This window comes from Paraburkholderia acidiphila (assembly GCF_009789655.1).
GTDB classification, from domain to species: Bacteria; Pseudomonadota; Gammaproteobacteria; order Burkholderiales; family Burkholderiaceae; genus Paraburkholderia; species Paraburkholderia acidiphila.
Map to the genome: position 1 here is coordinate 1,697,873 of NZ_CP046910.1, position 26,937 is coordinate 1,724,809.

Genomic DNA, 26,937 nt, shown 5'->3' on the forward strand with positions numbered 1-26,937 from the left:
GAAGGGCGAACCTCAGGGCAGCACGATTGCGGCTGCGCCGTGCGCGAGCGCTTCGACCTGCGAGACCGACCAGATACGCGACGTGAGCGCCTCGACCATCGTGAGGCGTCCTTCGGTGATGAACGCGCCGGTGTCGATGAACACCTGCGAGCCGATCTGCCGCACTTCGCGCACCGGCGTATGCCCGCAAAACGTGAGCGAGAGCGCATGGCGCGCCGGGTCGCCGGTGCCGAGCACGAGATCGCGTCCCCACAGCATGCGTTCGCGCACTTCGGAATCGAACTGGCCGCCGTCGAGTGCGGCATCGTCGCCGAAAAATTCTGCGTGGATGATGTTGAAGCGCTTTTCGCCTTCGCCCACTACGCGCGCCAGCGGTAATTGACGCAACCGTTGCGCGTACTTCACGAGTTCGGCGTCGGGCACGCTCTGCGCCCAGCCGCCGCCGATGCCATACCAGCGATTGCGCGGCATGCGCCCTTCGGCCACCGCGCACAACGCGTCTTCGTGATTGCCAAGCACGGCGTAGAACCACGGTTTATCCAGCAGCGCGAGCGCCTGTTCGCACTGCTCACGTTCGCCCCGGTCAACGAGGTCGCCCACCGAAAACAGCCGGTCACGCGCGGTGTCGAACTCCACTTCGCGCAAAAGATAGCGCAACGCCTCCACGCAACCATGCAAATCGCCTACAACAAAATCGCGACCTGCAAGGTTGGCGGCATGGTGCTGCACGAGAGCGTCGGGTGTATGCGTCATCACTTCATCATAGCGCTGTGTGAGTGGGCCATATGAGCGCCAAATATCGTTTCGATATCGAATGCGTTGGGCGCGTCACGAGGCAGACTGCACGCAAGCGGCGTGCCTGCCAATACAGCATACGCGTTTGCAGCCATCGCTGCCGCCTCTGCCGTCGTGAATGCGGCGCAAAGTCCCGGCGCCACCGGGGAATTACTGGGGCTGGGCACGCAACGCCGCGACCTGGTCGGCCGTGAGCGTGGCCTGCGGGTTGCCGAACTGCTTCGTCACGTAGTTGGAAATGGCCGCCACCTGTTCGTTATTCAATGCATCGGCGAATGCGGGCATCAGCACGTCGCTGTCCTTCGTTTGGCGCTTGACGCCGTGCAGGATCACCATCGCGAGGTTGTCCGCGCTCGGCGCACCCACCACGCTGTTGTGAATGAGCGATGGAAACGCTCCCACTGCGTTTCCCCCCACGCCCGCGCCGGTCCAGTGGTGACAGCTTGCGCAATTCGCCACGAATAGCTGCAGGCCGTTGACGGTGGCGATGGCCGTGCCGCGCAGCGCGGTGATATCGTCCACGGCCGGCGTGCCCCACGCGTCGCGCGGCCGCGTCACGCCGCCCGAGACCGGCGGCAGCGCACGCAGGTACGCCACGATCGAGCGCAGGTCTTCGTGCGTCAGATATTGCGTCGAATGCTGGACCACATCCGCCATCGGGCCCGCTGCGTTTGCGTGGCCCGCGGCAATGCCCGTGGAAAGGTAGGCGATCAGCGCGTCGTCGCTCCAGTTGCCAATGCCGCTCGCGCGGTCGGGGGTGATGTTGTACGCCTGCCAGCCCGCCTGCGTCGCGCCCGAGAAGCGCTCGGTCGTCTTGAGGCCCTGCATGAAATTGCGCGGCGTGTGGCACTCCTCGCAATGCGCGAGGCCTTCCACGAGATAGGCGCCGCGATTGAATTCCGGGCTTTGCTTCGGGTCCGGTACGAAACGGCCTTCGTTGAAGTTGAAGAGATTCCACACGATCATCAGCCAGCGCTGGTTGAACGGAAAGCGCAGCTCGTTCGCGGGGGGCGTGTAATGCACCGGCGCGAGCGTATTCAGATACGCGCGGATCGAGAGCATGTCCCGCTCGGTCATGCGCGTGAATTCGACGTACGGAAACGCGGGATAGAGCCGCTCGCCGCCTTTGCCGATGCCTTCGTGCAACGCGCGCACGAAGTCGGTATCGCTCCATTGGCCGATGCCGGTGTCGGGGTCCGGCGTGATGTTCGGCGTGTAGATTCTTCCAAACGGCGTGCTGATGGGCAGCCCGCCGGCAAAGGGTCTGCCCGGGTCGGCGGTATGACACGCGGCGCAATCGCCTACGCGCGTAAGATAAGCGCCGCGCTTGATGAGGTCGGGCTTGTCCGCGTCCGTGTTGGGTGTGGAGGTATCGTCGCCGCGCGCCGTCGACATCGGCAGTTCGTCGACGGGACGCGTTTGCGATTCGTGCGACGCGTGCCACGCGATATAAAGCGCAAAGGCACAGAACAGCGCGGCCGCGATGGCGGCGCGCGCGCGGCGCTCTCGCTCGTGATCGACGGTCGCCGCGACGGGGGACTTCGTTGTTTTCATCGTCTCGCTCGCATCAAAGCTCGTGGCGCAGCTTGTCGGCCAGCTTCAGCGACAACGCGGCGATCGTCAGCGTGCAGTTCACCGAGGCGGCGGAAGGCATCACCGCGCTGCTGGCAATGAACAGGTTCGGATGGTCGTGCGTGCGGCAATCGGCATCGACGACCGAATCGGCGGCGTTCCCGCCCATGATCGTCGTGCCCATGATGTGATTGTTGGGCGCGAAGGTGTCGTCGAACGCGACGTCCGTGCCGCCGAAAAGCTGTGCGATCTGCGCATACAGTTCATGCGTGTTCGCGGCGCTTTTCTTCACGTAGTCGTTGATCGAGTAGTAGATCTCGGGTTGTGGAATGCCGAGTCCGTCCTTGTGCTCGCTCGAAGGCAGCACGCGGTTCTGCGGCTCGGGCAAGTGCTCGTGAAAGCTGTTGATGGTGAGCGTGCGCGATGTGCGCTCGCGAATCTCACGGTCCAGTTCCGCGCCGGTCAAGCCGTTCTTGATAAGCGCGGCCGTGACCGCCATGGTGGGCACCGCGTTCGAGAGATGCAGCTTCTTCGCCGCATACTCCGAGCGGAACGCGCCGTCGCGAAAGTTCACGACCGAGGTCATTTCCATGGGCCCGCGCCCCGGCCACAGCGGCTCGTTGGCCATGAACGTGACGCCCGTGCCCGGATGGTCCATGAGATTGCGGCCCACCTGGTCGGAGCGGTTGCCAATGCCGTGCGGGAATGCGTCGCTCGTCGACATCAGCATTAGCTTGGGCGTTTCGATGCCGTTGGCGGCAAGCACGAAGAGCTTGCCGGTCACGCGCGTGCTTTTGCCGTTCGGGTCCTTGTAGTGGACCGCCGTAACGAGCCCTTTGTTGTCGGCCTCGATGCGATAGACCACGGCCTGCGGCACGAGCTTCGCACCGGCACGCTCGGCCTTGTCTGCGTGCATCACGCCGTTGTACATCGCACCGATCGGGCAGATCGGCATGCAATTGTTGTTGCCGCAGCAGGTGGGGCGCGCGTCGAACGGGCGGCTGTTGCGCGCGACCGGCTCGGGCACCACGTGAAAGCCATTCGCATTCAACACTTGCGAGAAGCGCTGATCCATCCACGAAAGCGGCAGCATGCTCATAGGGTACGGCTTCACGCGCGGTGAGCCGAGATCGTACGTCGCGTCTGGTCCAGACACACCCAACTCCATTTCCGCGAGCTGATACCACGGCTCCAGCGTCTCGTAGGGGTAGGGCCAGTCGCGGCCCACGCCGTACTGCGTTTTCAAACGAAAGTCCGAAGGCAGCAAACGCCACGCGGCGGCGGCCCAGTGCCACGTGGTGCCGCCCACGAGACGCAAATACTGTGAGTTGTACGGATAATCGCCCTTCTGCACGAGATAGCCGTTGGGCGGAGCGTATTCGGGATGCGGCGCGTAGCTCACGGAAGGATATGGCGTAGCGAAATCGTCCTTGGCGGGCGAGTTGCGGAAGTTCTCCACGATCTGCCAGCGCGCGAGGCGCGGCCCCGCTTCGAGCAGCACCACGGAAGCGCCGGCCTGGGCGAGCTGGTGCGCCACCAGACTGCCCGCCACGCCGGAACCGACGACGACTACGTCGGCGGAATGTGCTGTCGCCATTGTCGACCTCTACCTTTGGCTTTCGTTGTGAGGACCTGGCGCGGTCCGTTATGTGCGCGCTCGTTGATTTGCTTGTTGTTCCGTTATTCGCCAGCGGGTTTCTGCGTCCAGTAAAACGGCACGTCGCGGCAATACGAGGGAATCGTGAGCACGTCGTTGACAGGGTCGAACATCAACGCCTTTTCGTAGGCCACCACCTGCACTTTCGGCATCTCGCCCACGAGACCGAGATACCACGCGCGCATGATGTCGCCCACCATCGAAGCGAGTTCCGGCTGATCGGGCTTCAGCGCAGCGGTCACGGTGTCGGAGGGCACCCCGCCATGACCTTGAATCCAGGTGTTGAGCATCTCAACGTTTGCATCGAACTGGCTGCTTGCGTGGTCGAGCGCGGCATAGACGCGCTTGCCGAGCACCGCGTTGAAGCTCGTGCGGCCGGTGAGGCGCTGCGATAGCGCGATGAAGGCTTCATAGCCACTGCCGGATGCGGGCGCGGGTGTGGCTGCAAACGCGCGGCCCATGCCAAAGGGCGCGCTGGAGCGCCCAGCCGCCGCGAAGGCCAGCAGCGCCGCTGCGCACGCTCCCGAAACGAAACGCCTGCGGCCTGCACGGTCGAGGCGGCCGATGCGGTCGAGTGCGGCGGGAAGATCGTGTGGCGCCTGAGATATCCCGTGTTGTGTCACATCTGTCATGAGCACTCCAGATGAGGTCGATCCCCGCCTGGATCATCCGGCCGTGGGGCGAGACACGCTTGCCGCCGGCGCGGGCGGCGCTTGATGCTTTGCGATGACGAATAAACGTTTGTTATCGTCATTGAACCCGGATCACTGCTTATGTACCATCGTTGCACTGACTTCGATAGCACCTTGCCGCGTTGCGCAAGCAATATAGCCCCTTATGGCCCGATAAGACAAACCGAAAGCTTGCATGCCGGGCATAACAGCGCGCCACCACCCGACGCCCCGCACGGTAGAATCGCCGCAATCGTTCATCACCCCGCGCCCTTCGCCCGTCACGCCATGAACCTCATTCCACAGGTACTGCGCAACCGGCCGCACATGATGATCGCGATCGCCGTGGGCATCGTGCTCGGCGCACTCGCACCCGCCTCGATCCATACTTCGGCACGCGTGCTGCTGGGCTGGGACGCAACGGTGTGGACCTACCTCGTGCTGATCTGGCTGCACATGGTGTTCGCAAACGAAGAAAGCGTGCGCGCGAACGCCCGCCGCGAAGACCAGAGCGCGGGTACCGTCCTGTTCCTGATCTGTATCGCAACGGTCGCGAGCATCGTTGCCATCGTCATTGAACTGGGCACGACGAAAGACCTCGGAACGGCCTCGAAGGTGCTGCATTCGCTGCTCACGGGCGCGACGCTCATCGGGGCGTGGTTTCTCATTCCCACCATCTTCACGCTGCACTACGCGCGCCTTTACTACGGCTCCGATCCCAACGAGCCCGCCCTCGCGTTTCCCGACAAAAAACTCACCCCCAATTACTGGGACTTTCTGTACTTCTCGTTCACCATCGCCTGCGCGTCGCAAACCGCCGATATCGGCCTGTGTGGACGCAGTGCGCGGCGCGGCGTGCTCGCGCAATCGATCTTGTCGTTCTATTTCAATGTTTCTGTGCTAGGGCTATGCGTGAATATCGCCGCGAGCATGGTCGGTAACTAATCCGCTTTCCCCTCCTTTTTACTATTTCGCTGCTGCAACGGATGCCGGCAATCGGTGCCGGTTTCTCCTGTCGATTGGCGCATCGTTGCGCCCATGCGTTGAGAACGCGCGTCTGCGCGCGTTCATGCATCATGGGCATGTGCCTTGCTGCCCTTCCCCGCAAGTCGCCACGCGGCGCAAGCGGTTTGGTTCCGGCCTGCTCTTGCACTACTCTGAACAGGTGCCTGTCCACACGCGCAGCGCGGCACGCTCCGGCAGCCCCCGGGCGGCGCGATCGCATGACGGCTCACCCCGTCGTGCATCCCCTTCGCCTGACGTACCTGGAATACGACCGATGGAACCTCCCCACGCCTATGCGCCGCGGATCTACTTCGTCCATTCCGTCCTTGCGGGACCCCTCGACGCGTGGCCGGCGCACCTCGCCCGCGCGGCGTCGCTGGGCTTCGATCACGTCCTGATCGGCGCGCTGTTCGCCTCGGGCGCGTCGGGCGACGACCGCATCGTCGCCGACCATGCACGCCTGAACGCGGCATTCGGCTCCGCACTTTCCGCCGACGACGCCATGCGCGAACTCGCCCTCGCGGCGCAAGCGCGCGGCGTTACGCTGCTCGCGGATCTCGTGCTCGACCGCAGCGCCGCCGACGGCGCGCTCTACGCCGCGCACCCCGAGTGGTTCCACCCCTTCGAGCCCGATGACGCGCGCCTCGACCCGCGCCACGGCCATCGCGAAGCCAACGTTGCCTATGCCGATTTCGAGCGCGCGAGCGCACCGCTCATCGCGTGGTGGGCCGCACGCGCCATCGCGCTCGTCGAAGCCGGTATTGGCGGCTTTCGCGTGGACTCGCCGCACCGCACGCCGCCCCATGTGCTGCGCGCGATCTTCGATGCGGTACGCGCGCGCTTTCCGCAAACGCGCTGGCTCGCCGCGACACCTGGCCTACCGCGCGAGGCGCTCGCGCACCTCGAAGGTGCAGGCTTCGACGCAGCCTTTTCTTCGCTGCGCTGGTGGGACTTCTCGTCGAGCTGGATGGTCGAGGAGCACGACGCATTGCGCCGCGTGGGCTCACCGATAACGTTTCCAGAAGCGCCCTATGGCGCGCGCTACGCGCACGACCAGGAAGGCGCCGCCGACGCGCGCGCCGTCGAACGCGCCTATCGCCGCATGCTGCGCGCATCAGCGGCGCTCGGCACCGGCTGGCTCATGCCGATGGGCTTCGAATACGGCGTGGATGAAGCGACCTCGCACAGTGGCAACAGCGCGCAGGCATGGGAAGCCGCGAAAGCGCGCGCGCCCTTCGATCTGAGCGCCGATGTCGCGCACGCCAACGCCCTGCAACGCGAAACGTGGACACTGCAAACCAACGGCGAGTTGCGTGCGCTCAATGGCCCCGGCGCCAGCGTCGCGGCGCTCCTGCGCGGCGACCGCGCGGACCTGCGCGACGCGGGCGACGCCGTGCTCACGCTCATCAATCCCGCGCTTGCCGCGCCTGTGCGTGTCGACCTCTCGCGCCTGCTCGACGGCGTGCCCGGCGGCTTCACGCGCTTCGCGCCGCTCGATGCCGAAACGCTGCGCGGCGCGCGCCCGCCCGCGTCGCGCGACGCGAGCGCGATCCCCAACACGTTCACGCTGCCCGCCGGCGCATGCTGGATGTTCCGCGCGCTCGCGAGCCCGCTCGTCGTGCTCGCGCCGCCCGAAGATCGCGGCAAGACCGACACGACCGGCCACAAGAGCGTGCTCGAAGCGATCGCCGCGCCCCGCATCGCGATCGAAAGCGCGCAGCCCTCGGTCGATCACGGACGCTTCGCCGCGAAGCGCACCGTGGGCGAGCGCTGCGAAGTGCGCGCGGCGATCTTCGCCGAGGGACACGACCGCATTGACGCCGCCGTGCTCTGGCGCGCCGCCGACGAAACCGCCTGGCACGAGTCGGCCATGACGCCCGTGCCGCCCGCTGGCACCGACCTGTGGGCGGGCCACATTCCGCTCGATCGCGTGGGGCGCTACGAATATGTCGTGATCGCCTGGCGCGACGACTTCGCCTCGCTCGCGGAACATCTGCACAAGAAACGCGTGGCGAACCAACCCGTCGATCTGGAGCTGGAGGAAGCGAGCCGCCTGTTCGCGCTCGTGCTCGCCACGGCCGAAACATCGGGCACGGGCGACGACGACCAGAAGCGCATCAACGAAACGCTCGATGCCATCGTCAAGCGCTTCATTGCTGCGGACACCGAAACACGTTGCGCGATCATCGCCGCGCCTTCGACGGCCGCCGCCGTGCGCGCGGCGCGCCATCGTCCGTTCCTCTCGCGCGATACGATTGTGAATCGCGTGGACGCGGAGCGCAGCGCCGCGCGCTTCGCAAGCTGGTACGAGATCTTCCCGCGCTCGATGAGCGACGACGAATCGCGCCACGGCACCTTCGACGACGTGATCGCGAAGATGCCGCGCGTTCGCGAAATGGGCTTCGACGTGCTGTACTTCCCGCCGATCCACCCCATCGGCCTCGCGAACCGCAAGGGACGCAACAACACGCTCAACGCGCAACCCGGCGACGTGGGCAGCCCCTATGCAATCGGCGCGGCCGAGGGCGGCCACACCGCCGTGCATCCGCAACTGGGCACACTCGAAGACTTCTGCCGCATGCTCGCCGCGGCACGCGAACAAGGCCTCGAAATCGCGCTCGATTTCGCCATTCAATGCTCGCCGGACCACCCGTGGCTGAAGGCGCATCCCACGTGGTTCGCATGGCGGCCCGACGGCACGCTGCGCTACGCCGAAAACCCGCCGAAGAAGTATCAGGACATCGTGAACCCCGAGTTCTACGCGCACGACGCGAAGCCCGATTTGTGGCTCGCGCTGCGCGACGCGATCCTGTTCTGGGTGGACAAGGGCGTGCGCATTTTCCGCGTGGACAACCCGCACACAAAGCCGCTGCCGTTCTGGGAGTGGATGATCGCCGACGTGCGCGCGCGCCACCCCGACGTGATCTTCCTCTCCGAAGCCTTCACGCGGCCGCGCCTCATGTACCGGCTCGCCAAGCTCGGCTTCTCGCAGTCGTACACCTACTTCACGTGGCGCGAATCGAAGCGCGATTTCACGGAATACCTCACGGAACTCACACAAACCGAGGTGCGCGACTTCTATCGGCCGAACTTCTTCGTCAACACGCCCGATATCAATCCGCGCCATTTGCAGACCGGCGCGCGTTCGAGCTTCCTGATCCGCGCGGCGCTGGCCGCGACGCTTTCCGGCCTATGGGGCGTGTATTGCGGCTTCGAGTTGTGCGAAGGACGCGCCATGCCCAATTCGGAAGAATATCTGGACTCCGAAAAATATCAGTTGCGCGCCTGGGATTGGCATCGCCCCGGCAATATCGTCGCGGAGATCGCCGAGCTCAATCGCATTCGCCGCGCCAACCCTGCGCTGCAATCGCATCTCGGCATCACGTTCCTCGACGCGCGCAACGACTCGCTGCTGTGCTTCGAGAAGGCCACGCCCGCGCGCGACAACGTGCTCGTCGTGGCCATCAATCTCGACGCCTTCAACGAACAGGGCGCCGACTTCGAACTGTCGTGGGCGACGTTCCAGCGCTGGCACCTCGACGACCACGCGGCGCTCAACGTCATCGACGAAATGACGGGTGAGCGCTTCGAGTGGCGCGGGCGCTGGCAGCACGTGCGGCTCGATCCGCATGCCCGTCCGTTCGCGATCTGGCGTATCGAGCCTGCGAAGGGCCTGCCGCGCGAAGAACCGTTGCCCGATGAGCACGCCGATCAATACGACGAGCACATCGAGGGCCACCCCGAACTCGACGCCGACTTCCCGCCCGGAGGAGCGACATGAAACGCGACCCCGCTACGCATGAGCCTGTGGCAACCAACGTGCAGACCGTTACGAGAGACTCGACCGCGCAGGACCCGCACCACGAGGAACGCGGCACGCAGCGGCGCGGCAAGCCGTCGATGCTTTCCGACGACCCGCTCTGGTACAAGGACGCGATCATCTACCAGGTGCACGTGAAGTCGTTCTTCGATTCGAACAACGATGGCGTGGGCGATTTCCCCGGCCTGCTCGCGAAGCTCGACTACATCGCGGGGCTGGGCGTGACGGCGATCTGGCTGCTGCCGTTCTACCCCTCGCCGCGCCGCGACGACGGCTACGACATTGCCGACTATCGCAACGTGCACCCGGACTACGGGCAACTCGCCGACGTGCGCCGCTTCATTCAGGAAGCGCACGCGCGTGGCATGCGCGTGATCACCGAACTGGTCATCAACCATACGTCGGACCAGCACCCGTGGTTCCAGCGCGCGCGCCGCGCGAAGCCCGGCACGAATCATCGCAACTACTACGTGTGGTCCGACACCGATCAGAAGTACCAGGGCACGCGCATCATCTTCATCGACACGGAGCCGTCGAACTGGACGCACGACCCCGTTGCCGGCGCGTACTACTGGCACCGCTTCTATTCGCACCAGCCCGACCTGAACTTCGACAATCCGGCCGTGCTGCGCGAAGTGCTGCAGGTCATGCGCTTCTGGCTCGACATGGGCATCGACGGGCTGCGTCTGGACGCCGTGCCTTACCTCGTGGAGCGTGAAGGCACGAACAACGAGAACCTGCCCGAAACGCACGGCATTCTCAAGCGGATTCGCGCGGCGATCGACGAGAACTATCCGAACCGCATGCTGCTGGCCGAAGCGAACCAGTGGCCCGAAGATGTGCAGGAGTACTTCGGCAACGAAGACGAATGCCACATGGCGTTCCACTTCCCGCTCATGCCGCGCCTCTATATGGCGATTGCGAGCGAGGACCGCTTCCCGATTCTCGACATCATGAAGCAGACGCCCGACTTGCTGCCGAGCTGCCAGTGGGCGATCTTCCTGCGCAATCACGACGAACTCACGCTCGAAATGGTCACGGACTCCGAGCGCGACTACCTCTGGAACACCTACGCGAGCGACCGGCGCGCGCGCCTGAACCTCGGCATTCGCCGGCGCCTCGCGCCGCTCATGGAGCGCGACCGCCGCCGCATCGAACTCATCAACTCGCTGCTGCTCTCCATGCCCGGCACGCCCGTGATCTATTACGGCGACGAACTCGGCATGGGCGACAACATTCACCTGGGCGACCGCGACGGCGTCCGCACGCCGATGCAGTGGTCCTCGGACCGCAACGGCGGCTTCTCGCGCGCCGATCCCGAACAGCTCGTGCTGCCGCCGCTCATGGGCTCGCTCTACGGCTACGACGCCATCAACGTCGAAGCGCAAAGCCGCGACCCGCATTCGCTGCTCAACTGGACGCGCCGCATGCTCGCCACACGCCGCGCGAAGCAGGCGTTCGGGCGCGGTACGATCCGCTTCCTGCGTCCGGCGAACCGCAAGATCCTCGCGTACCTGCGCGAAATGCCCGGTGAAGCGCCGATCCTGTGCGTGGCGAATCTCTCTCGCGCGCCGCAAGCGGTGGAACTCGACCTTTCCGAATTCGCGGGCATGTCCCCCGTGGAAATGACGGCGGATTCCGTGTTCCCGGCAATTGGCCAGCTCCCCTATCTGCTGACCTTCCCGCCCTATGGCTTCCTGTGGTTCCTGTTGAGCGCAGGCAATCAGCGGCCCTCGTGGAGTCAGCCGACCTCGGAACAACTGCCCGAGTTCGTGACGGTGGTGCTGCGCGAAGGCCAGGCGGGGGCGACGCCTGAAAACGTGCGGCTGCTCGAATCCGAAGTGCTGCCTTCGTGGCTCTCGCGGCGTCGCTGGTTCGCATCCAAGGACAAACCGCTGCGCGCCGTGCGCCTCGCTGCACTGACGACGATCCACGGCGCGGGCTTCGCGTTCACGGAGATCGAGGCCGAACTCGCGGATGGCACGAGCGAACGCTACGTACTCCCAATCGCCATCACGTGGGGCACCGAGATCACCACGCCGCTGCACATCCAGCTCGCGCTCTCGCGTGTGCGGCGCGGCCGCACCGTGGGCTATCTCACCGATGCGTTCTCGCTGCCGTGGTTCGCCTATGGCGTGCTGCGCAAGCTGCGCGAGCGCGCCGCGGTGCCGACCGTGCAGCAGAGCACCATCCGTTTCGAGCCGACCGAACGCCTCGATGAACTGAACCTGGGCGAGACGCCGGAAGTCCGCTGGCTCGCCGCGGAGCAGAGCAACAGTTCGCTCGTGATCGCAGAAACCCTTGTGCTCAAGATCGTGCGCAGGCTGATGGCGGGCGTGCACCCCGAAGCGGAAATGAGCCGCTACCTCACGAAGCTCGGCTACGCGAACACCGCGCCGCTCTATGGCGAAGTCGTGCGCGTCGACCCTGCGGGCGTGCCGCACACGCTCATCATCGTGCAGGGTTTCATCGACAACCAGGGCAATGCGTGGGACTGGGCGCTCGACTATCTGCGCCGCACGATCGATGAACTCGCGCTCGCGATGGACGACGACACGAGCGTCGACCAGGCGCACGAGGAGGAAGCCGTGCAAGGCTACTGCACGGTGATCGGCGCAATTGGCAAGCGCCTCGGTGAACTGCACGCGATGCTCTCGAGACCCAGCGACGACGAAGCTTTCTCACCCGTTGCCGCCACAGCCGACGATGTGCGTGCCTGGGTTGCCGACACGAAGACCATGCTCAACGAAGCGCTCGACATCGTCGCGCAGCATACGGGCGAGGACGAACCAACGCTCGATGAAGACGCTCGCGACCTCGCGCGCAGCCTGATCGAACGCCGCGAGGCGCTCGTCGCGAAGATCGACGAACTCGTGCCGGACGACACGAAGGCCGCGCGCATTCGCATCCACGGCGACTTCCACCTGGGCCAGGTCCTGCTTTCGCAGGGCGACGCCTATCTGATCGACTTCGAGGGCGAGCCCGCGCGCGCGCTCGAATACCGGCGCGCGAAGACCTCGCCGCTGCGCGACGTGGCGGGCCTGCTGCGCTCGCTCTCCTATGCGGGTGCCGCCGCGCAATCGACGCTCGAAAACGCGCCGCAACAAGTCGTCGATCGCAAACGCGCCCTCTTCGAACGCTTCCGCGGCTATGCCGCCGAAGCGTTCCTGAGCCAGTACAGAGCGGCCGTGGCCGAAGGCCCGCTCACGCTTGTGAGCGCCTCACAGGAGCAGGCGCTGCTCGACCTGTTCCTGATCGAGAAGGCGGCTTACGAAATCCGCTACGAAGCGGCAAACCGCCCCACCTGGCTCGCACTGCCGGTACGCGGCCTCGCCGCGCTGACGGCGCGCGTGCTCGGGCTCACGCCCACACAGTCCACGCAAGCGCATTCGCATTCGGGCGGAGGTGGCCATGGTTGATCGCGTGCCTCACGCCGGCCTGAATCCGCACGACGCCGACGCGCTCGCGGGCGCGTACCACGCCGATCCTTTCGCGGTGCTCGGGTTGCACTGGGTGGACGGCGCGCCCTACGTGCGCGCCTGGCTGCCGAACGCCTCGGGCGCGAGCGTGGTGGCGCGCGATCGCGCCCACACGCTCGGCGAACTTTCGCTCGTGCATCCCGCAGGACTCTACTCAGGGCCGCTCGCGGAAGCGGTGCCGTACCGGCTCGTGATCGACTGGCATGGTGTGAGCCAGGAAATCGAGGACACCTATTCATTCGCTCCCCAGCTTTCGCACGAAGCGCTCGTGCGGCTCGCCGACGGCGACCCCTACGCGGTGCTCGAATGTCTCGGCGCACGGCCCATTACATGCGATGGCGTACCCGGTGTGCGCTTCGCCGTCTGGGCGCCGAATGCGAAGCGCGTTTCCGTGGTCGGCGACTTCAACGCGTGGGACGGGCGGCGTCACCCCATGCGGTTGCGCCACGAAGCGGGCGTATGGGAGCTTTTCATTCCGCGTGTAGCGCCCGGCGCGCGCTACAAGTACGAGATCCTTGGCGCGCGCGGCGTGGTCCTTCCGCTCAAGGCCGACCCTTGCGCGCTGCAGACAGAAAGCCCGCCGGGCACGGCGTCGATCGTCGCGCCCGTCGAAGCGATCGACCATTACGCGTGGCGCGATCAGGAGTGGCTGCAAACACGCGCGGAACGCCAGAACGCGCGCGCGGCCATGTCGGTCTACGAGGTGCATGCGCCTTCGTGGCTGCCCACGCAAGGCGCCGATGCGCCCGCGCCTGACTGGAACGCGCTCGCCGAGCGTCTGATCCCCTACGCGCAGGGCATGGGCTTTACGCATATCGAATTGCTGCCCGTGGCGGAGCATCCGTTTGGCGGCTCGTGGGGCTATCAGCCGCTATCGCAGTTCGCGCCCACCGCGCGGCTCGGCGCGCCGGTGGACTTCGCGGCATTCGTCGATCGCGCACACGAAGCGGGACTCGGCGTGATTCTCGACTGGGTGCCCGCGCACTTTCCGAACGACGCACACGGTCTCGTCGATTTCGACGGCACGGCGCTCTACGAGCACGCCGACCCGCGCGAAGGCTATCACCCCGACTGGAACACGATGATCTACAACCTGGGACGCCGCGAGGTGAGCGCTTTCCTCATCGCGTCGGGTCTCGCATGGCTCATGCGTTATCACGTGGATGGGCTGCGCGTGGACGCGGTCGCCTCCATGCTCTACCGCGACTATTCGCGCGCGCAAGGCGAATGGGTGCCCAATATGTATGGCGGGCGCGAAAATCTCGAGTCGATCGCGTTTCTCAAGCGCCTCAATCACGAAACGCAATACGTTCCGCAACGCCCCGGCGTCATCACCATTGCTGAGGAATCCACAGCATGGCCTGGTGTCACGGCACGCCCGGAGGACGGCGGCCTCGGCTTCCAGTTCAAGTGGAACATGGGCTGGATGCACGACACCCTGCACTACGTGCAGGAAGACCCCGTTTATCGACGCTATCACCATCACCTGATGACGTTCGCGATGGTCTATGCGTGGTCCGAACGCTTCGTGCTGCCGCTTTCGCACGACGAGGTGGTGCACGGCAAGGGGTCGCTGCTCGGCAAGATGCCGGGTGACCGCTGGCAGAAGTTCGCGAACCTGCGCGCGTATTTCGGCTTCATGTGGGCGCACCCTGGCAAGAAGCTGCTCTTCATGGGCGGCGAGTTCGGGCAGATGGCCGAATTCGATCACGACGGCACGCCCCACTGGAACCTGCTCGACGACCCGCTGCACCGCGGCGTGCAAACGCTCGTGCGCGACCTCAACCGCCTGTACGCGGGCGAACCCGCGCTGTACACGCTCGACTCGGAACCCGGCGGCTTCGAATGGCTGGTTTCCGACGACAACGAGAACAGCGTGCTCGCGTGGCGCCGCGTGGACGGCTCGGGGCGCGAGATCGTGGTGATCTGCAACTTCACGCCGGTGCCGCGCCACGGCTACCGTATCGGCATGCCGCAGCCGGGGCAGTGGGAAGAAGCGCTCAACACCGACGCCGAGGTGTACGGCGGCTCGAACATGGGCAACGGGGGTCTCGTGACCACCGAGGGCGTGGTCAGCCACGGCAAGCCGCAGTCGGCCGCCCTCGTGCTGCCGCCGCTCGGCACGCTGATCCTGCGTCTGCGCCGATAAGGCGGGCGTGGCGGCAGGATTTGATCCGGAATCCGATGCAATACGAAGAACAACACATGGAGCATCGTCATGGCAAACGGTCCGCCTGAGCGTCTGCTGCCCGGCTCCCCCTGGCCGCTCGGGGCGACGTGGGACGGCCTCGGCACCAACTTCGCCGTGTTCTCGGCCCACGCCTGGCGCATCGAGTTGTGCCTGTTCGACCCCACCGGCCGCAAGGAGCGCACGCGTTATACGCTGCCCGAATGCAGCGATGAGGTATGGCACGGCTATCTGCCAGGCGCGCATCCCGGCACGGTCTATGGCCTGCGCGCGCACGGGCCCTATCAGCCGCATCTGGGGCACCGCTTCAATCCGCACAAGCTGCTGCTGGACCCTTATGCGAAACAGCTTATCGGCCAGTTTCGCTGGTCGGACACGCTATACGGCTATCGCGCCCATTCGAACCGCGTGGACCTCTCGATCGACCGGCGCGATTCGGCGCCCGCCATGCCCAAATGCGTGGTGGTCAACGACAACTTCGACTGGTCGCGCGACCGGCGCCCGAATACGCCGTGGGGCGACACCGTGATTTACGAGGCGCATCTGCGCGGGCTCTCGATGCAGCGTCATGATTTGCGCACGCACATGCGTGGCACGTTTGCAGGTCTTGCCGCGCCGCGATTCATCGAGCATCTGCACAAGCTCGGCGTGACGGCCATCGAGATCTTGCCGGTGCACGCATTTCTCTCCGAGCGTTTCCTGATCGATCGTGGACTGCGCAACTACTGGGGCTACAACTCGGCCGCGTTCTTCGCGCCCGAGCCCAGCTACCTGGTGGGCTACGACACCGACGAAATGCGCATAGCCGTGCGCCAGTTTCATGCGGCGGGCATCGAGGTCTTTCTCGACGTGGTCTACAACCACACGTGCGAAGGCGGCGAAATGGGCCCCACCGTGTCGTGGCGCGGCCTCGACAACGCCAGCTACTACCGCTGCGTGCCAGGCGACGAACGCCATTTCATCAACGACACCGGTTGCGGCAATACGCTCGACCTTTCGCATCCGCGCGTGCTGCAGATGGTCGCCGACTCGCTGCGCCACTGGGTCACGTCATACGGCATCGACGGCTTTCGCTTCGACCTCGGCGTCACGCTCGGGCGTGAACCCGCGGGCTTCGACCCGAACGGCGGGTTCTTCGACGTGCTGCGCCAGGACCCCGTGCTTTCGCGATGCAAGCTGATTTCCGAGCCGTGGGATGTGGGCCCCGGCGGCTACCAGCTAGGCAACCATCCGCCCGGCTTTTCCGAATGGAACGACCGCTTTCGCGACAGCGTGCGGCGCTACTGGCGCGGCGCGCCGGGCCAGCGCGCCGACCTCGCGGCACGCCTGACCGGCAGCGCGGATCTGTTCGACAAACGCAAACGCCGGCCGTGGGCGTCGATCAATTTCGTCACCTCGCACGACGGCTTCACGCTCGCCGATCTCGTTTCGTACGAGCGCAAGCACAACGAGGCGAACGGCGAAGAGAACCGCGACGGCCACAATGAAAACTGGAGCGCGAACTGGGGCGTGGAAGGCCCGACCGACGACCCGGCCATCCTCGCCACGCGCGCGCGCGTGGCCCGCTCGATGATGGCCACGCTCTTGATCGCGCTCGGCACACCCATGCTGCTCGCCGGCGACGAGGCCTGCCGCACGCAGCGCGGCAACAACAATGCGTACTGCCAGGACAACGACATTTCGTGGTTCGACTGGGCGCTCGCCGACACGCCGCAGGGCAAGGCCATGACGCGTTTCGCCGCGCGCGTGATCGCGCTGCGCCGCGAGCATCCGCTGCTGCGCGAAACGCGCTTTCTGTTCGGCGAGCGCGAACTGATGCCCGGCGTTCACGACATCGACTGGTTCGACGAACGCGGCGAGCCGCTCTCGCCCGAGGCCTGGCACGACCCGGAAGCGAGCGCATTCACGATGCGGCGCGCAGGAGCGGGACTCCACGGCCAAATGGAAGTATTGTTGATGATGCTGAACGCTTCGCAGGGCGCAGTGACGTTCGCCGCGCCGGCGCCGCGCATGGCATGGGAGGTGCTGCTCGACACCGCGCGTCCCGATGCGGCGCCCTACGCGCTGCCCGACACGACGTACGAGCTGGCCGCGCGTGCGCTCGCCGTGCTCCGCGCCCGTCCAGCGCGCGCCGAAACGCACCGGCCGCACGCCGCGCGCGACGACACGCCGACGCCGGACCCGCGCCGCACGCCGGGCGCGTCCGCGCCGGGCTCCCCGGCGGGCCTGGACGAAGCCGCGGCCGGATGAGAATCGGAAGAGAATCGGATGACTCGAGGAAGCATCGAGGAAGCAAACCAGGAATCGACCATGTCCCCGCTTTCGCACGATCCGCACGCCCGCCAGTACATGCATTGCCTGCCGTTCGGCGCACAGCTGATCGGCGCGGCGCACGCGCAGCCGCATACGCGCTTTCGCTTCTGGGCGCCTTCGTGTCAAACGGTGCAGGTCGTTTTCGAGAACGTGAAGGACGCGCCGCCGCTCGACATGACGCCGACCGGCAACGGCTGGTTCGAAGCGCAGGCGCCGTGCGGGCCGGGCACGCTGTACCGCTACTGCGTCGACGGCCAGCAACGCGTACCCGACCCCGCATCGCGCTTTCAGCCGCAGGGCGTGCACGGCCCGAGCGAAGTGCTCGACCCGCGCGCCTACGCCTGGCAGCATGCGCACTGGCAAGGACGCCCGTGGGAAGAGACCGTGATCTACGAGTTGCATGTGGGCGCGCTGGGCGGCTATCCAGGTGTCATGAAACGTCTGCCCGCGCTCGCGGCGCTTGGCGTGACCGCCGTCGAACTCATGCCGCTCAACGACTACCCGGGCGAGCGCGGCTGGGGCTACGACGTCGTGCTGCCTTACGCGCCGCACGCAGCCTATGGCAGTCCTGATGAACTGAAAGCGCTCGTGGATACCGCGCACGGACTGGGGCTGCAGATGTTCATCGACGTCGTGTACAACCACTTCGGCCCGGACGGAAACTGGCTCGGCCACTACGCCAAGCCGTTTTTCCGTCAAGATGTGAAGACGCCCTGGGGCGAAGCGCTCGACTTCGACCGTTTCGAAGTGCGCGACTTCTACTGCGACAACGCGCTCTACTGGCTCACGGAATATCGCTTCGACGGGCTGCGCATCGATGCCGCGCATGCGATCGGCAACACCAACTGGCTGCGCGAGCTGGCCGATCATGTGAAGGCCCGCGTGGAGCCGGGCCGGCATGTGCACCTCGTGCTCGAAAACGAGCACAACGAAGCGAATCTGCTCGAATCGCACTTCAGCGCGCAATGGAACGACGACGCGCATCACTGCTTCCATGTGCTGCTGACCGGCGAATCGGAAGGCTACTATCGCGCGTTCACGGAATCCCCGATCGGCAAGCTCGCTCGCGTGCTCGGCGAAGGCTTCGTGTACCAGGGCGAGCCGTCGCCGGCGCATGCGGGCAAGCCGCGCGGCGAACCGAGCGCGCACCTGCCGCCCACGGCGTTCGTGATGTTCCTGCAGAACCACGACCAGATCGGCAACCGGGCGCTCGGCGACCGGCTGCGCACGCTGGCCGACGACGACGCCTTGCGCGCGGCCACGGCCATGCTGCTGCTGTCGCCGCAAATTCCGCTGCTCTTCATGGAAGAGGAATTTGGCTCGACGCAGCCGTTCCAGTTCTTCACCGCCTTCACCGGCCAGCTCGCCGATGCGGTGCGCGAAGGGCGCCGCCGCGAATTCAAGGCATTCAGCGCGTTCAACGACGAGACGAGCCGCGCGCGCATTCCCGATCCGAACGATCCGCAGACCTTCGTGAACTCGTCGCCGCCGGCCGATGCACCGCTCGACGGCGAACGGCTCGAATGGATGCACTTCTACAAATCGGCGCTGTGCGTGCGTGCGCATTTGCTCATGCCGCGCCTGCGCCATGCGCGCGCGCTCGGCGCGGCCGTGCTCGCCGACGACGCCGCAAACGGCCTCGCCGCGCTCGTCGCGCGCTGGCGGCTCGACGACGGCGAAACGCTCACGATCGCGCTGAACCTGGGCCGCGACGGCGTGCCGCTCAGTGCGCGGCCCGAGGGCATGGTGATCTTCGAAACGCCGCCGCGTGCGCGCGACTACGCCGACAATGGCGTGCTGCCCGAAAGCGCGTGCATAGCGTGGCTCACCGGAGACGTGCCCGAGTATTCGAGCGAACACGATGCGCGCGTCGTGCATCGCGAGGAGCCCTACGCATGAGCACGGCGCGCCGCAGCGAAACGCTCGCGACTCTCGCCGCCCGCGCGGGCTTCGAGGTCGAATGGACCGACGCGCACGGCGCCGTGCAGCGCGTGCCGGACAGCACGCTCGCCGCGCTGCTGGAATGCGCGGGCCTGCCATGCGCCAACGCCACGCAAATCCGCCAGAGCGCTTCCGCGCTCAACGCCGAGCAGTCGGCACGGCGGCTGCCGCCGCTCATCACCGCCGAATACGACAGCGCCATCGAGTTGCCGCCGTCGGCCGTGCGCGCGGGCAGCCACTATCGCATCGACCTCGAAAGCGGCGAGCATATCGAAGGCCGTTTCACCTCGCCGCGCGGCGAGAGCGCACTGCTCGCACCGCTTGCGGAGCCTGGCTACCACACGCTCACGGTCAACGACCATCGCCTGACGATCGCGGTCGCGCCGCGACATTGCCATACGGTTGCCGACGCCTGGCGCGCACGCCATGGCGACAGCGGCGCGGTGCCGCCGCTGTGGGGGCTCGCAGCGCAATTGTATGGACTCCGACGCAAAGGCGACGGCGGCATCGGCGACTACACCGCGCTCGCCACGCTCGCGACGCAAAGCGCGCAGCGCGGCGCGCAAGCGCTCGCGGTGAGCCCGACCCATGCGATGTTCAGCGCCGAGCCTGGCCACTTCAGCCCCTATTCGCCTTCGTCGCGGCTGTGGGTCAATGTCGCGCATATCGACCCCGCCGCGGTATTCGGCGCCAAGGCTGCGCACGACGCGAGCGTCGCCGCAAATGTGGGCGACGCCTGGCGCGAACTCGAAGACGCGCCGCTCGTGGACTGGCAGCGTGCGTTGCCGCTCAAGCTCAAGGTGCTGCGCGCGCTGTTCGAGCGCTTCGAGACGGACGAGCGTACCAGCGGCTCGCCGCGTGCCGCCGCCTTCGCCGCATTCTGCGCACAGGGCGGCGAAGCACTCGAAGACCACGCGCGTTTCGAGGCGCTGCAAGAAGCCATGTTGCAGGGCCCCGGCGGCGAGCGCCACTGGCGCGACTGGCCCGAACCGCTGCGCGACCCGCGCAGCGCCGACGTCGCGACATTCGCGCAAGAGCATCGGCGCGAAGTCGACTTTCATTGCTTCCTGCAATGGCTCGCGGCAGAGGGGCTTTCGGGCGCGCAACGCAGCGCGCGAGAGGCCGGCATGGCGATCGGCCTCGTCGCCGATCTCGCGGTGGGCTGCGACGGCGCCGGCTCGCACGCGTGGTCGCTGCCGCAAGACATGCTGCAACGCGTCTCGGTCGGCGCGCCGCCCGACATCTTCAATCAGGCCGGGCAAAGCTGGGGCCTCACCACGTTCTCGCCGCGCGCGATGCACAACAACGGCTTTCGCGCGTTCATCGACATGCTGCGCGCCGCGTTCGCCCACGCGGGCGGCGTACGCATCGACCATATCCTCGGGCTGCGCCGGCTCTGGCTCGTGCCCGAAGGCGAAAGCGCGCGCCACGGCGCGTATCTGCGCTATCCGTTCGACGATCTCGTGCGGCTCATCTCGCTCGAATCGTGGCGTCATCGCGCGATCGTGATCGGCGAAGACCTCGGCACGGTGCCGCCGGGGCTGCGCGAGCGGCTCGCGGCACACGGCCTGTATGGCATTCGCGTGCTGTGGTTCGAGCGCGACGGCAAGGGCTTTCTCGCGCCCGCGCGCTGGGACCCGCACGGCGTCGCGACCACGACCACGCATGATCTGGCGACCGTCGCGGGATGGTGGAGCGGCGCGGATATCGACTGGCGCAACCGCATCGGCCAGACGCTCCCGCGTGCCGATGGGCTCGACCCCGTCACGCTCGACCACGCGCAGCGCGCGGAAGATCGCGTCGCGCTCTGGCATGCGTTGCAGCAAAGCGGGTTCGCGCCGCACAACGCCAAGCCGCCGCCAGCCGACGAACCGCCTGTGAATGCCGCGCTCGCCTATGTCGCGTCAACGCGCAGCCCGCTCGTCACCTGCCCGCTCGAAGACCTGCTCGCGCTGTCCGATCAGCCGAATCTGCCCGGCTCGATCGACGAGCATCCGAACTGGCGCCGCCGCCTGCCGCTGCCTGTGGAAGCGCTGTTCGCCGATCCGGCCGTCTCCGCGCGCGTTCAAGCTGTCGTCCATGCACGCGAGGCCATCGCGCGCACGCAGGCCGACCCGAGTGCCGGTGCCAGTGCAGACGCGCATGACGCCACCCCAACCGCCAGCGGCGCGCCAAACGCGCCAGAAAAGAAGCCGACGCCATGACACACCCTCGCGCGACGCTGCGCCTGCAGCTCCATCACGGCTTCACGTTCGACGACGCGCTCGCGCAGCTCGACTACTTCGCCGCGCTCGGCGTGAGCCATCTCTACCTTTCTCCAGTCACGACCGCGCAACCCGGCTCGATGCACGGCTACGACACCGTGGATTACGGCACGGTGAGCGCGGAGCTGGGCGGGGAAGGCGCATTGCGCCGCTTCGCCGCGAAAGTGCACGAGCGCGGCATGGGCATCGTCGCCGACTTCGTGCCGAACCATATGGGCGTGGGCGGCGCTCACAACGCCTGGTGGCTCGATATCCTCGAATGGGGGCGTCACAGCACGTATGCACGCCACTTCGACGTGGACTGGCACTCGCCCGACCCCGCCCTGCGCGGCAAGGTGCTGATGCCGTTTCTCGGCGCACAGTACGGCGAAGAACTCGCGGCAGGGCGTATCGAACTGAAGTTCGACCCCGCCGCCGCGCGTTTTTACGTGCAATACGGGCCGCACGTGTGCCCGATCTGCCCTACCGATTATGCGACGCTCCTGCAGTCCGCCAACCGCGCCGATCTCAACACGCTCGCCGGGCCGTTTCAAGGCCTCACGACCCAGCCCGACGATCAGGAGCGCGCCGCTGCCGGGCGCGATGCGCTGCGCGCGTTCGTCGAGCGGGCCGGCACGGACCCCATCGAATTCGTTCTGGAATCCTATTCAAGCGACGACCCGGTACCGCGCGACCGGCTGCACCGCCTGCTGGAGCGCCAGCATTTCCGGCTCGCCTGGTGGCGCACCGCCACCGACGAAATCAACTGGCGGCGCTTCTTCGACATCACCGCGCTCGCTGGCGTGCGTGTGGAACGCCACGACGTGTTCGAAGCCGTGCACAAGCTCGTGTTTCGCCTCTACGCCGACGGCGTGATCGACGGCCTGCGCATCGACCATATCGACGGGCTCGCGGACCCGCGCGAGTACTGCGAACGCCTGCGCCAACGGCTTGCTGCGCTACGCGCCACGCCGCCCTATATCGTGGTCGAGAAGATCCTCGCGCAAGGCGAAACGCTGCGCGACGACTGGCCCGTGCAAGGCACGACAGGCTACGACTTCATGAACGACGTCGGCGCGTTTCTGCACGATCCCGCGGGCGCGGCGCCGCTTGCCGAAGCGTGGGCCGCCATTTCCGGCGACGACCGGCCGTTCGCGGGCTACGCGCTCGATGCGCGCCGCGAGATGCTGGCCGCCTATCTCCCCGCCGAACTCGACCATGCGACGCGCGCGCTGCACCGCATCGCGCGCGAACTCCCGGCCACGCGCGACACCACCTATGCGTCGGTGCATCGCGTGGCCGCGCATCTAGCCATGTACTTTCCGATCTACCGTATCTATCCGGTGAACGGCTTGCGCAGCGCGCTCGACAACCGCTATTTCGACGTTGCGCTCGAGGCCGCGCGCCGCTCGCTGCCCCGCGCGAGCCTCGCGGCGCTCGATCTCGTCGATGGCTGGCTAGGCGGCCGCTCCCCCGAACCGGCCGCGAACAACACCGGCAGCGGCAACAGTGGCGGCGGCGCCAAGCCGCCACGCGCCGCACCAGCCGGCGCGAACACGAATGCGAATGCGGGCAACAGCCAGGCGAATACGCCGCTCAGCCATGCGCTCATTGCGCAGCGCACTGCGCTCGCGCTGTTCTCGCAGCTCACCGCACCGCTTGCAGCAAAGGCCACGGAGGACACTGCGCTCTATCGCTACGGACGCCTGCTCTCGCGCAACGAAGTGGGCGCGGATCCCGACGACTTCGCGCGCACGCCGCACGACTTTCACGTGGCGAACCGGCTGCGCCAACGCCGCCCGTATGGGCTGCTCGCCACGGCCACGCACGACCACAAGCGCGGCGAGGACGTGCGCGCGCGGCTCGCCGTCCTGAGCGAGATTGCGCTCGACTGGAGCAACACGCTGCGCGCCTGGTCGACGCTGAACCAGACACATCGCCGCAACGACGCTGCGGCCGGCGCGGCGTGGTCGCCGGGGCCTGGCGCCGAGGCAATGCTCTATCAAACGCTGGTGGGCTGCTGGCCGCCCGAACTGGACCCCGGCGACGAAGCGGGCGTGCATGCGCTGGCGGAGCGTGTATCGAAGTGGTTGCTCAAAGCACTGCGCGAAGCGAAGCTGCGCACGAACTGGCTCTCGCCCGACGAAACCTATGAATCGGAGTGCCAGGCATTTCTCTTCGATATCCTTGCACCGCAACGGCGCGACGGCTTCTTGCAGGCGCTTGCCGGGTTCGTCGCGCGCGTGGCGCCCGCGGGCGCGCTCAACATGCTGCTGCAAACGGTGCTGCGGCTCACTTCACCGGGCGTGCCCGACCTGTATCAGGGCACCGAACTATGGGATTTCAGTCTCGTCGATCCGGATAACCGGCGGCCTGTCGATTACGCCGCCCGCGCGGCCGCGCTCGACAATGAAGCGCCGGCCGCGAAGCTGAAGGACTGGCGCAACGCGCACGTGAAGCTGGCCACCGTGCACCGTCTGCTCGCGCTGCGAGCGAAAATGCCGGAACTCCTGCGCGAAGGCGAGTATCTGCCGCTCACGGTGAGCGGCGCGCAGGCTTCACATGTGGTTGCGTTCGCGCGCCATCACGGCAACGCGTGGGCCCTGGTGATCGGCACGCGCCTCGCGGCGGGGCTGCTGGATGGCGACACGCCGCTCGTGGCGCCCGCACGCTGGGAAGACACGACGGTTGAATTGCCCAAGGCCTGCGCGCAAGCCGCACTGCACGACTGGCTCAGCGACGCAACGCACACGGTTGGCGAAGGCGGCACGCTGGCATTGCGCGACATCCTGAGCGCCATGCCGGTGGCCGTGCTCTCGACCCTCGCGCGCAGCTAAGCGGCACGCGAGGTGCGCTCGACTCACACTCAGCCGCCTTCGTCGTCGAGATCTTTCGGATACACGCGCACGAGCACAATGCGCGGCCCCTTCATCTTCTTCACGACGATATCGAAACGGTCGAACTCGACGCGCTGCCCTTCGGTGGGCAGATCGTTGAGCGCATGGATCACCAGGCCGCCCACCGACTCCGCGCGTCCTTCGTCGATGTCGATGCCGAGCGCCTGCTCCAGCGACACCACGGGCAGGCTGCCACGGCCCATCAGCGTGCCGTCGTCCATGCGGGTCCAGTCGGTGTCGGCCTGGTGGAACTCGTCGTGAATCTGGCCCACGAGCGCGCCGAGCAAATTGTCGAGCGTGAGAAAGCCAACCGGGCGCGCGCCCTTGTGCCCCACCAGCGCGAAATGCGGCGCGCCTTTGCGAAAGCGGCGAAACAGCGCCAGCGCGGGCGTGTCGGGCCGCACGTACTGCACGGGACGCACGAACTTGCCGAGATCGCTGAGCGCATTGCCGGACTCGCGCGCAAGCAGCAGGTCCTTCAGGTGGATGAGGCCCGCCACGCGTTCGCCCGTAGCGTCTTCGAACAGCGGGTAGCGGCTGAAGCGATGGCGCGCCACGATCTGCATGTTCTCGCGCAGCGGCAGGTCGCGGCGCAGCCCCACCATTTCGTGCGTGGGCCGCATGAGGTCGGAAATGGTGAGGCGCGAAAAGTCCAGCGAATGGGCGAGCGTGTTCCATTCGTCTGCGTTGTAGGCGTTCGCGGCTGGCGCCGGGAGCAACGGCACCGCGCCGCTCGTGCCGTGGGTGCCTTTCGCGCCGCGCTGCTCCTGCATCGCCTCTTGCGCCTCGGCCTGCGCGGCGGCGCGGCGGCTGCGCAGGATCAGCTTGAGTTCGTCGGTCGAATAGTGCGCGTCGTGGCCGTGCTCCGACGCCAGGCCCGCGAGACGCAGCACCGCGTTCGCGCTCGAATTGAGCAGCCAGATCGCGGGATACATGGTCCAGTAGAAGCCGTAGAGCGGCATGGCCGTCCATAGCGAAATCTTCTCGGCCTGGCGGATGGCGAGCGACTTCGGCGCCAATTCACCCACGACGATGTGCAGGAACGAGATCACCGTGAACGCGAACACCAGCGAAATGGCGTGCACGAGTTGCGCCGATTGCACGCCAAGCAGTTCGAACACCGGCGACAACAATTGCGCGAAAGCCGGCTCGCCAATCCAGCCAAGGCCGAGCGAAGCGAGCGTGATGCCTAGCTGACACGCGGAAAGATAGGCATCGAGCTGGCCGTGCACCTTGGCAAGCAGCCGGCCACGCAAACCGTGCTGCTGCGCGAGGCTCTGCACGCGCGTGGCGCGCAGCTTGACGAGGCCGAACTCGGCGGCGACGAAGAAACCGTTAAGGGCAACGAGCAGGAACGCCCCGATAAGGGCGAGAAGCTGGATCAAGACACATGGCTCCGAAGGACGAAGCGCTCAGTATAAGTGTGCAAGGTCGATGAAAGGTGTTGACGGGCGCAATACGGCCTGCGCGGCCCGCGGCTCACGCACCATTCAGCGGCACATTCAACACAAGCGCCATCTCCTCGCCCTCGCCCACGAGAGCCGGCGCCTCGAAGCGTCCGTCATGCGCTTCGGCCACGCGCTGGCACAGCGCCAGCACCCAGGCGTAGCGTCCCGCTTCCTGCTGCTGGCTCGCCTGGGCGCGCGCGAAAGGTTCCAGCACATGCGCAAGCGCTTCGTCGGTGAGCGCCTGCCGGGTAGCGTGCCATTTCGCTTCCAGGTGGGCGGCCCCGGCGCTCGCGCTCGCCGCGAGCGTCACGCTTGCGCCCTGCGCGCTCGTTTCCGCCGCGAACACCAGCATCAGCCACAGCGCCTGTGCAATGCGTTCGCGGTCGCCGTCGAGCGTCGCCGCGCCTGTCGTGTCCTGCAGCACGAACGTCACGCCGCGCGCATCGCCGAGCGCGGTGCGCGCGTCATCCACGGCCTCGCCGGTCAGCGCCGCGACGGCGAACGGCGCGCGCTCGATACGCAGCTTGCGCGTTTCGGCGCGCGTGGTATCGACGAGCTTTTCCAGCAGTTGAACCTGCTGCTCCACGCCCGTACGAATGCCGCCCAGCGCGCGTTGCGCGGCGGCGTCGGTGCTGTCGATCTTGCGCTCGAGCACGTAAGCCCAGCTATGGATGGCATTGAGCGGGCTGCGCAGATCATGCGAGACGCGCGAGAGCACGTGGTCGCGCATGAAAAGCGCGGTCTCGGCGCACAGGCGCGCCGTGCGCTCGGTACGGTTTTGCGAAGTCGACACCATCGGATTCCTCGTATTGCGCCTCAAGCCGGGCGAGCGGTCCCTCATTATAGGCAGCGGTTAGCGAGCAACCCGCGTGCCCGACAGGCTGCCGCCCGCCCTCGCCTGCAAAGCG

At 66.6% G+C, this 26,937-nt stretch carries 14 protein-coding genes; 8 read left to right on the plus strand and 6 right to left on the minus strand.

All coding sequences use genetic code 11. The features are described from left to right. Positions 1-12: 12 nt before the first annotated feature. From FAZ97_RS22125 to FAZ97_RS22140, 4 genes are all read right to left on the minus strand, one after another. Positions 13-753 carry a metallophosphoesterase gene (locus FAZ97_RS22125; protein WP_158760537.1) on the minus strand — a complete coding sequence of 247 codons (741 nt, stop codon included), beginning with the start codon at positions 751-753 and terminating at the stop codon, positions 13-15. Between the two features lie 192 nt (positions 754-945). Then, entirely contained in the window at positions 946-2,349 is a 1,404-nt protein-coding gene (locus FAZ97_RS22130; protein ID WP_158760538.1) for a c-type cytochrome, read from the minus strand. 13 nt (positions 2,350-2,362) lie between these two features. Then, positions 2,363-3,964 (minus strand): GMC family oxidoreductase, encoded by a 1,602-nt coding sequence (locus FAZ97_RS22135; RefSeq protein WP_158760539.1) that lies wholly within the window; start codon positions 3,962-3,964, stop codon positions 2,363-2,365. A gap of 83 nt (positions 3,965-4,047) precedes the next feature. Next, complete coding sequence (locus tag FAZ97_RS22140) at positions 4,048-4,656, minus strand: sugar dehydrogenase complex small subunit (RefSeq protein WP_158760540.1); 609 nt, start codon at positions 4,654-4,656, stop codon at positions 4,048-4,050. A gap of 327 nt (positions 4,657-4,983) precedes the next feature. On the opposite strand from FAZ97_RS22140, the gene FAZ97_RS22145 reads away from it, so the two are divergent. The 8 genes from FAZ97_RS22145 (at position 4,984) to treY (ending at position 24,521) form a co-directional block, all read left to right on the plus strand. Beyond that, positions 4,984-5,640: a DUF1345 domain-containing protein gene (locus FAZ97_RS22145; RefSeq protein WP_158760541.1), complete on the plus strand. Its 657-nt coding sequence runs from the start codon at positions 4,984-4,986 to the stop codon at positions 5,638-5,640. Positions 5,641-5,974: 334 nt separating this feature from the next. Then, the gene (locus FAZ97_RS22150) at positions 5,975-9,481 is read left to right on the plus strand and encodes a maltotransferase domain-containing protein (RefSeq protein ID WP_158760542.1); all 3,507 of its coding nucleotides are present in this window, start codon (positions 5,975-5,977) and stop codon (positions 9,479-9,481) included. Then, the gene (gene treS, locus FAZ97_RS22155) at positions 9,478-12,939 is read left to right on the plus strand and encodes a maltose alpha-D-glucosyltransferase (protein ID WP_158760543.1); all 3,462 of its coding nucleotides are present in this window, start codon (positions 9,478-9,480) and stop codon (positions 12,937-12,939) included. The genes FAZ97_RS22150 and treS overlap by 4 nt, the downstream gene beginning before the upstream one ends. After that, a complete protein-coding gene (gene glgB, locus FAZ97_RS22160) occupies positions 12,932-15,148 on the plus strand; it encodes a 1,4-alpha-glucan branching protein GlgB (RefSeq protein ID WP_158760544.1) in 2,217 nt (738 codons plus the stop codon). The genes treS and glgB overlap by 8 nt, the downstream gene beginning before the upstream one ends. Before the next feature lie 69 nt (positions 15,149-15,217). Beyond that, positions 15,218-17,437, plus strand: coding sequence for a glycogen debranching protein GlgX (glgX, locus tag FAZ97_RS22165; protein ID WP_158760545.1), 2,220 nt, complete (start codon positions 15,218-15,220; stop codon positions 17,435-17,437). A gap of 60 nt (positions 17,438-17,497) precedes the next feature. Next, on the plus strand, positions 17,498-19,399 hold the full coding sequence (treZ, locus tag FAZ97_RS22170) for a malto-oligosyltrehalose trehalohydrolase (RefSeq protein WP_158760546.1): 1,902 nt from the start codon (positions 17,498-17,500) through the stop codon (positions 19,397-19,399). Next, positions 19,396-21,645: a 4-alpha-glucanotransferase gene (malQ, locus tag FAZ97_RS22175; protein WP_158760547.1), complete on the plus strand. Its 2,250-nt coding sequence runs from the start codon at positions 19,396-19,398 to the stop codon at positions 21,643-21,645. The genes treZ and malQ overlap by 4 nt, the downstream gene beginning before the upstream one ends. Beyond that, the gene (gene treY, locus FAZ97_RS22180; RefSeq protein WP_158760548.1) at positions 21,642-24,521 is read left to right on the plus strand and encodes a malto-oligosyltrehalose synthase; all 2,880 of its coding nucleotides are present in this window, start codon (positions 21,642-21,644) and stop codon (positions 24,519-24,521) included. Before malQ ends, treY begins: the two co-directional genes overlap by 4 nt. A 29-nt stretch (positions 24,522-24,550) precedes the next feature. On the opposite strand, the gene FAZ97_RS22185 is transcribed toward treY, so the two are convergent. Continuing rightward, entirely contained in the window at positions 24,551-25,966 is a 1,416-nt protein-coding gene (locus tag FAZ97_RS22185) for a hemolysin family protein (protein ID WP_158760549.1), read from the minus strand. Positions 25,967-26,060: 94 nt separating this feature from the next. Further along, positions 26,061-26,825: a sensor histidine kinase gene (locus tag FAZ97_RS22190; protein ID WP_158760550.1), complete on the minus strand. Its 765-nt coding sequence runs from the start codon at positions 26,823-26,825 to the stop codon at positions 26,061-26,063. Between the last annotated feature and the right edge of the window lie 112 nt (positions 26,826-26,937).

Bases quoted from the DNA above. Each gene is read 5' to 3' on its own strand.
- FAZ97_RS22125 (WP_158760537.1), bottom strand. From the start codon at position 753: ATGACGCATACACCCGACGCTCTCGTGCAGCACCATGCCGCCAACCTT.
- FAZ97_RS22130 (WP_158760538.1), bottom strand. From the start codon at position 2,349: ATGAAAACAACGAAGTCCCCCGTCGCGGCGACCGTCGATCACGAGCGA.
- FAZ97_RS22135 (WP_158760539.1), bottom strand. From the start codon at position 3,964: ATGGCGACAGCACATTCCGCCGACGTAGTCGTCGTCGGTTCCGGCGTG.
- FAZ97_RS22140 (WP_158760540.1), bottom strand. From the start codon at position 4,656: ATGACAGATGTGACACAACACGGGATATCTCAGGCGCCACACGATCTT.
- FAZ97_RS22145 (WP_158760541.1), top strand. From the start codon at position 4,984: ATGAACCTCATTCCACAGGTACTGCGCAACCGGCCGCACATGATGATC.
- FAZ97_RS22150 (WP_158760542.1), top strand. From the start codon at position 5,975: ATGGAACCTCCCCACGCCTATGCGCCGCGGATCTACTTCGTCCATTCC.
- treS (WP_158760543.1), top strand. From the start codon at position 9,478: ATGAAACGCGACCCCGCTACGCATGAGCCTGTGGCAACCAACGTGCAG.
- glgB (WP_158760544.1), top strand. From the start codon at position 12,932: ATGGTTGATCGCGTGCCTCACGCCGGCCTGAATCCGCACGACGCCGAC.
- glgX (WP_158760545.1), top strand. From the start codon at position 15,218: ATGGCAAACGGTCCGCCTGAGCGTCTGCTGCCCGGCTCCCCCTGGCCG.
- treZ (WP_158760546.1), top strand. From the start codon at position 17,498: ATGTCCCCGCTTTCGCACGATCCGCACGCCCGCCAGTACATGCATTGC.
- malQ (WP_158760547.1), top strand. From the start codon at position 19,396: ATGAGCACGGCGCGCCGCAGCGAAACGCTCGCGACTCTCGCCGCCCGC.
- treY (WP_158760548.1), top strand. From the start codon at position 21,642: ATGACACACCCTCGCGCGACGCTGCGCCTGCAGCTCCATCACGGCTTC.
- FAZ97_RS22190 (WP_158760550.1), bottom strand. From the start codon at position 26,825: ATGGTGTCGACTTCGCAAAACCGTACCGAGCGCACGGCGCGCCTGTGC.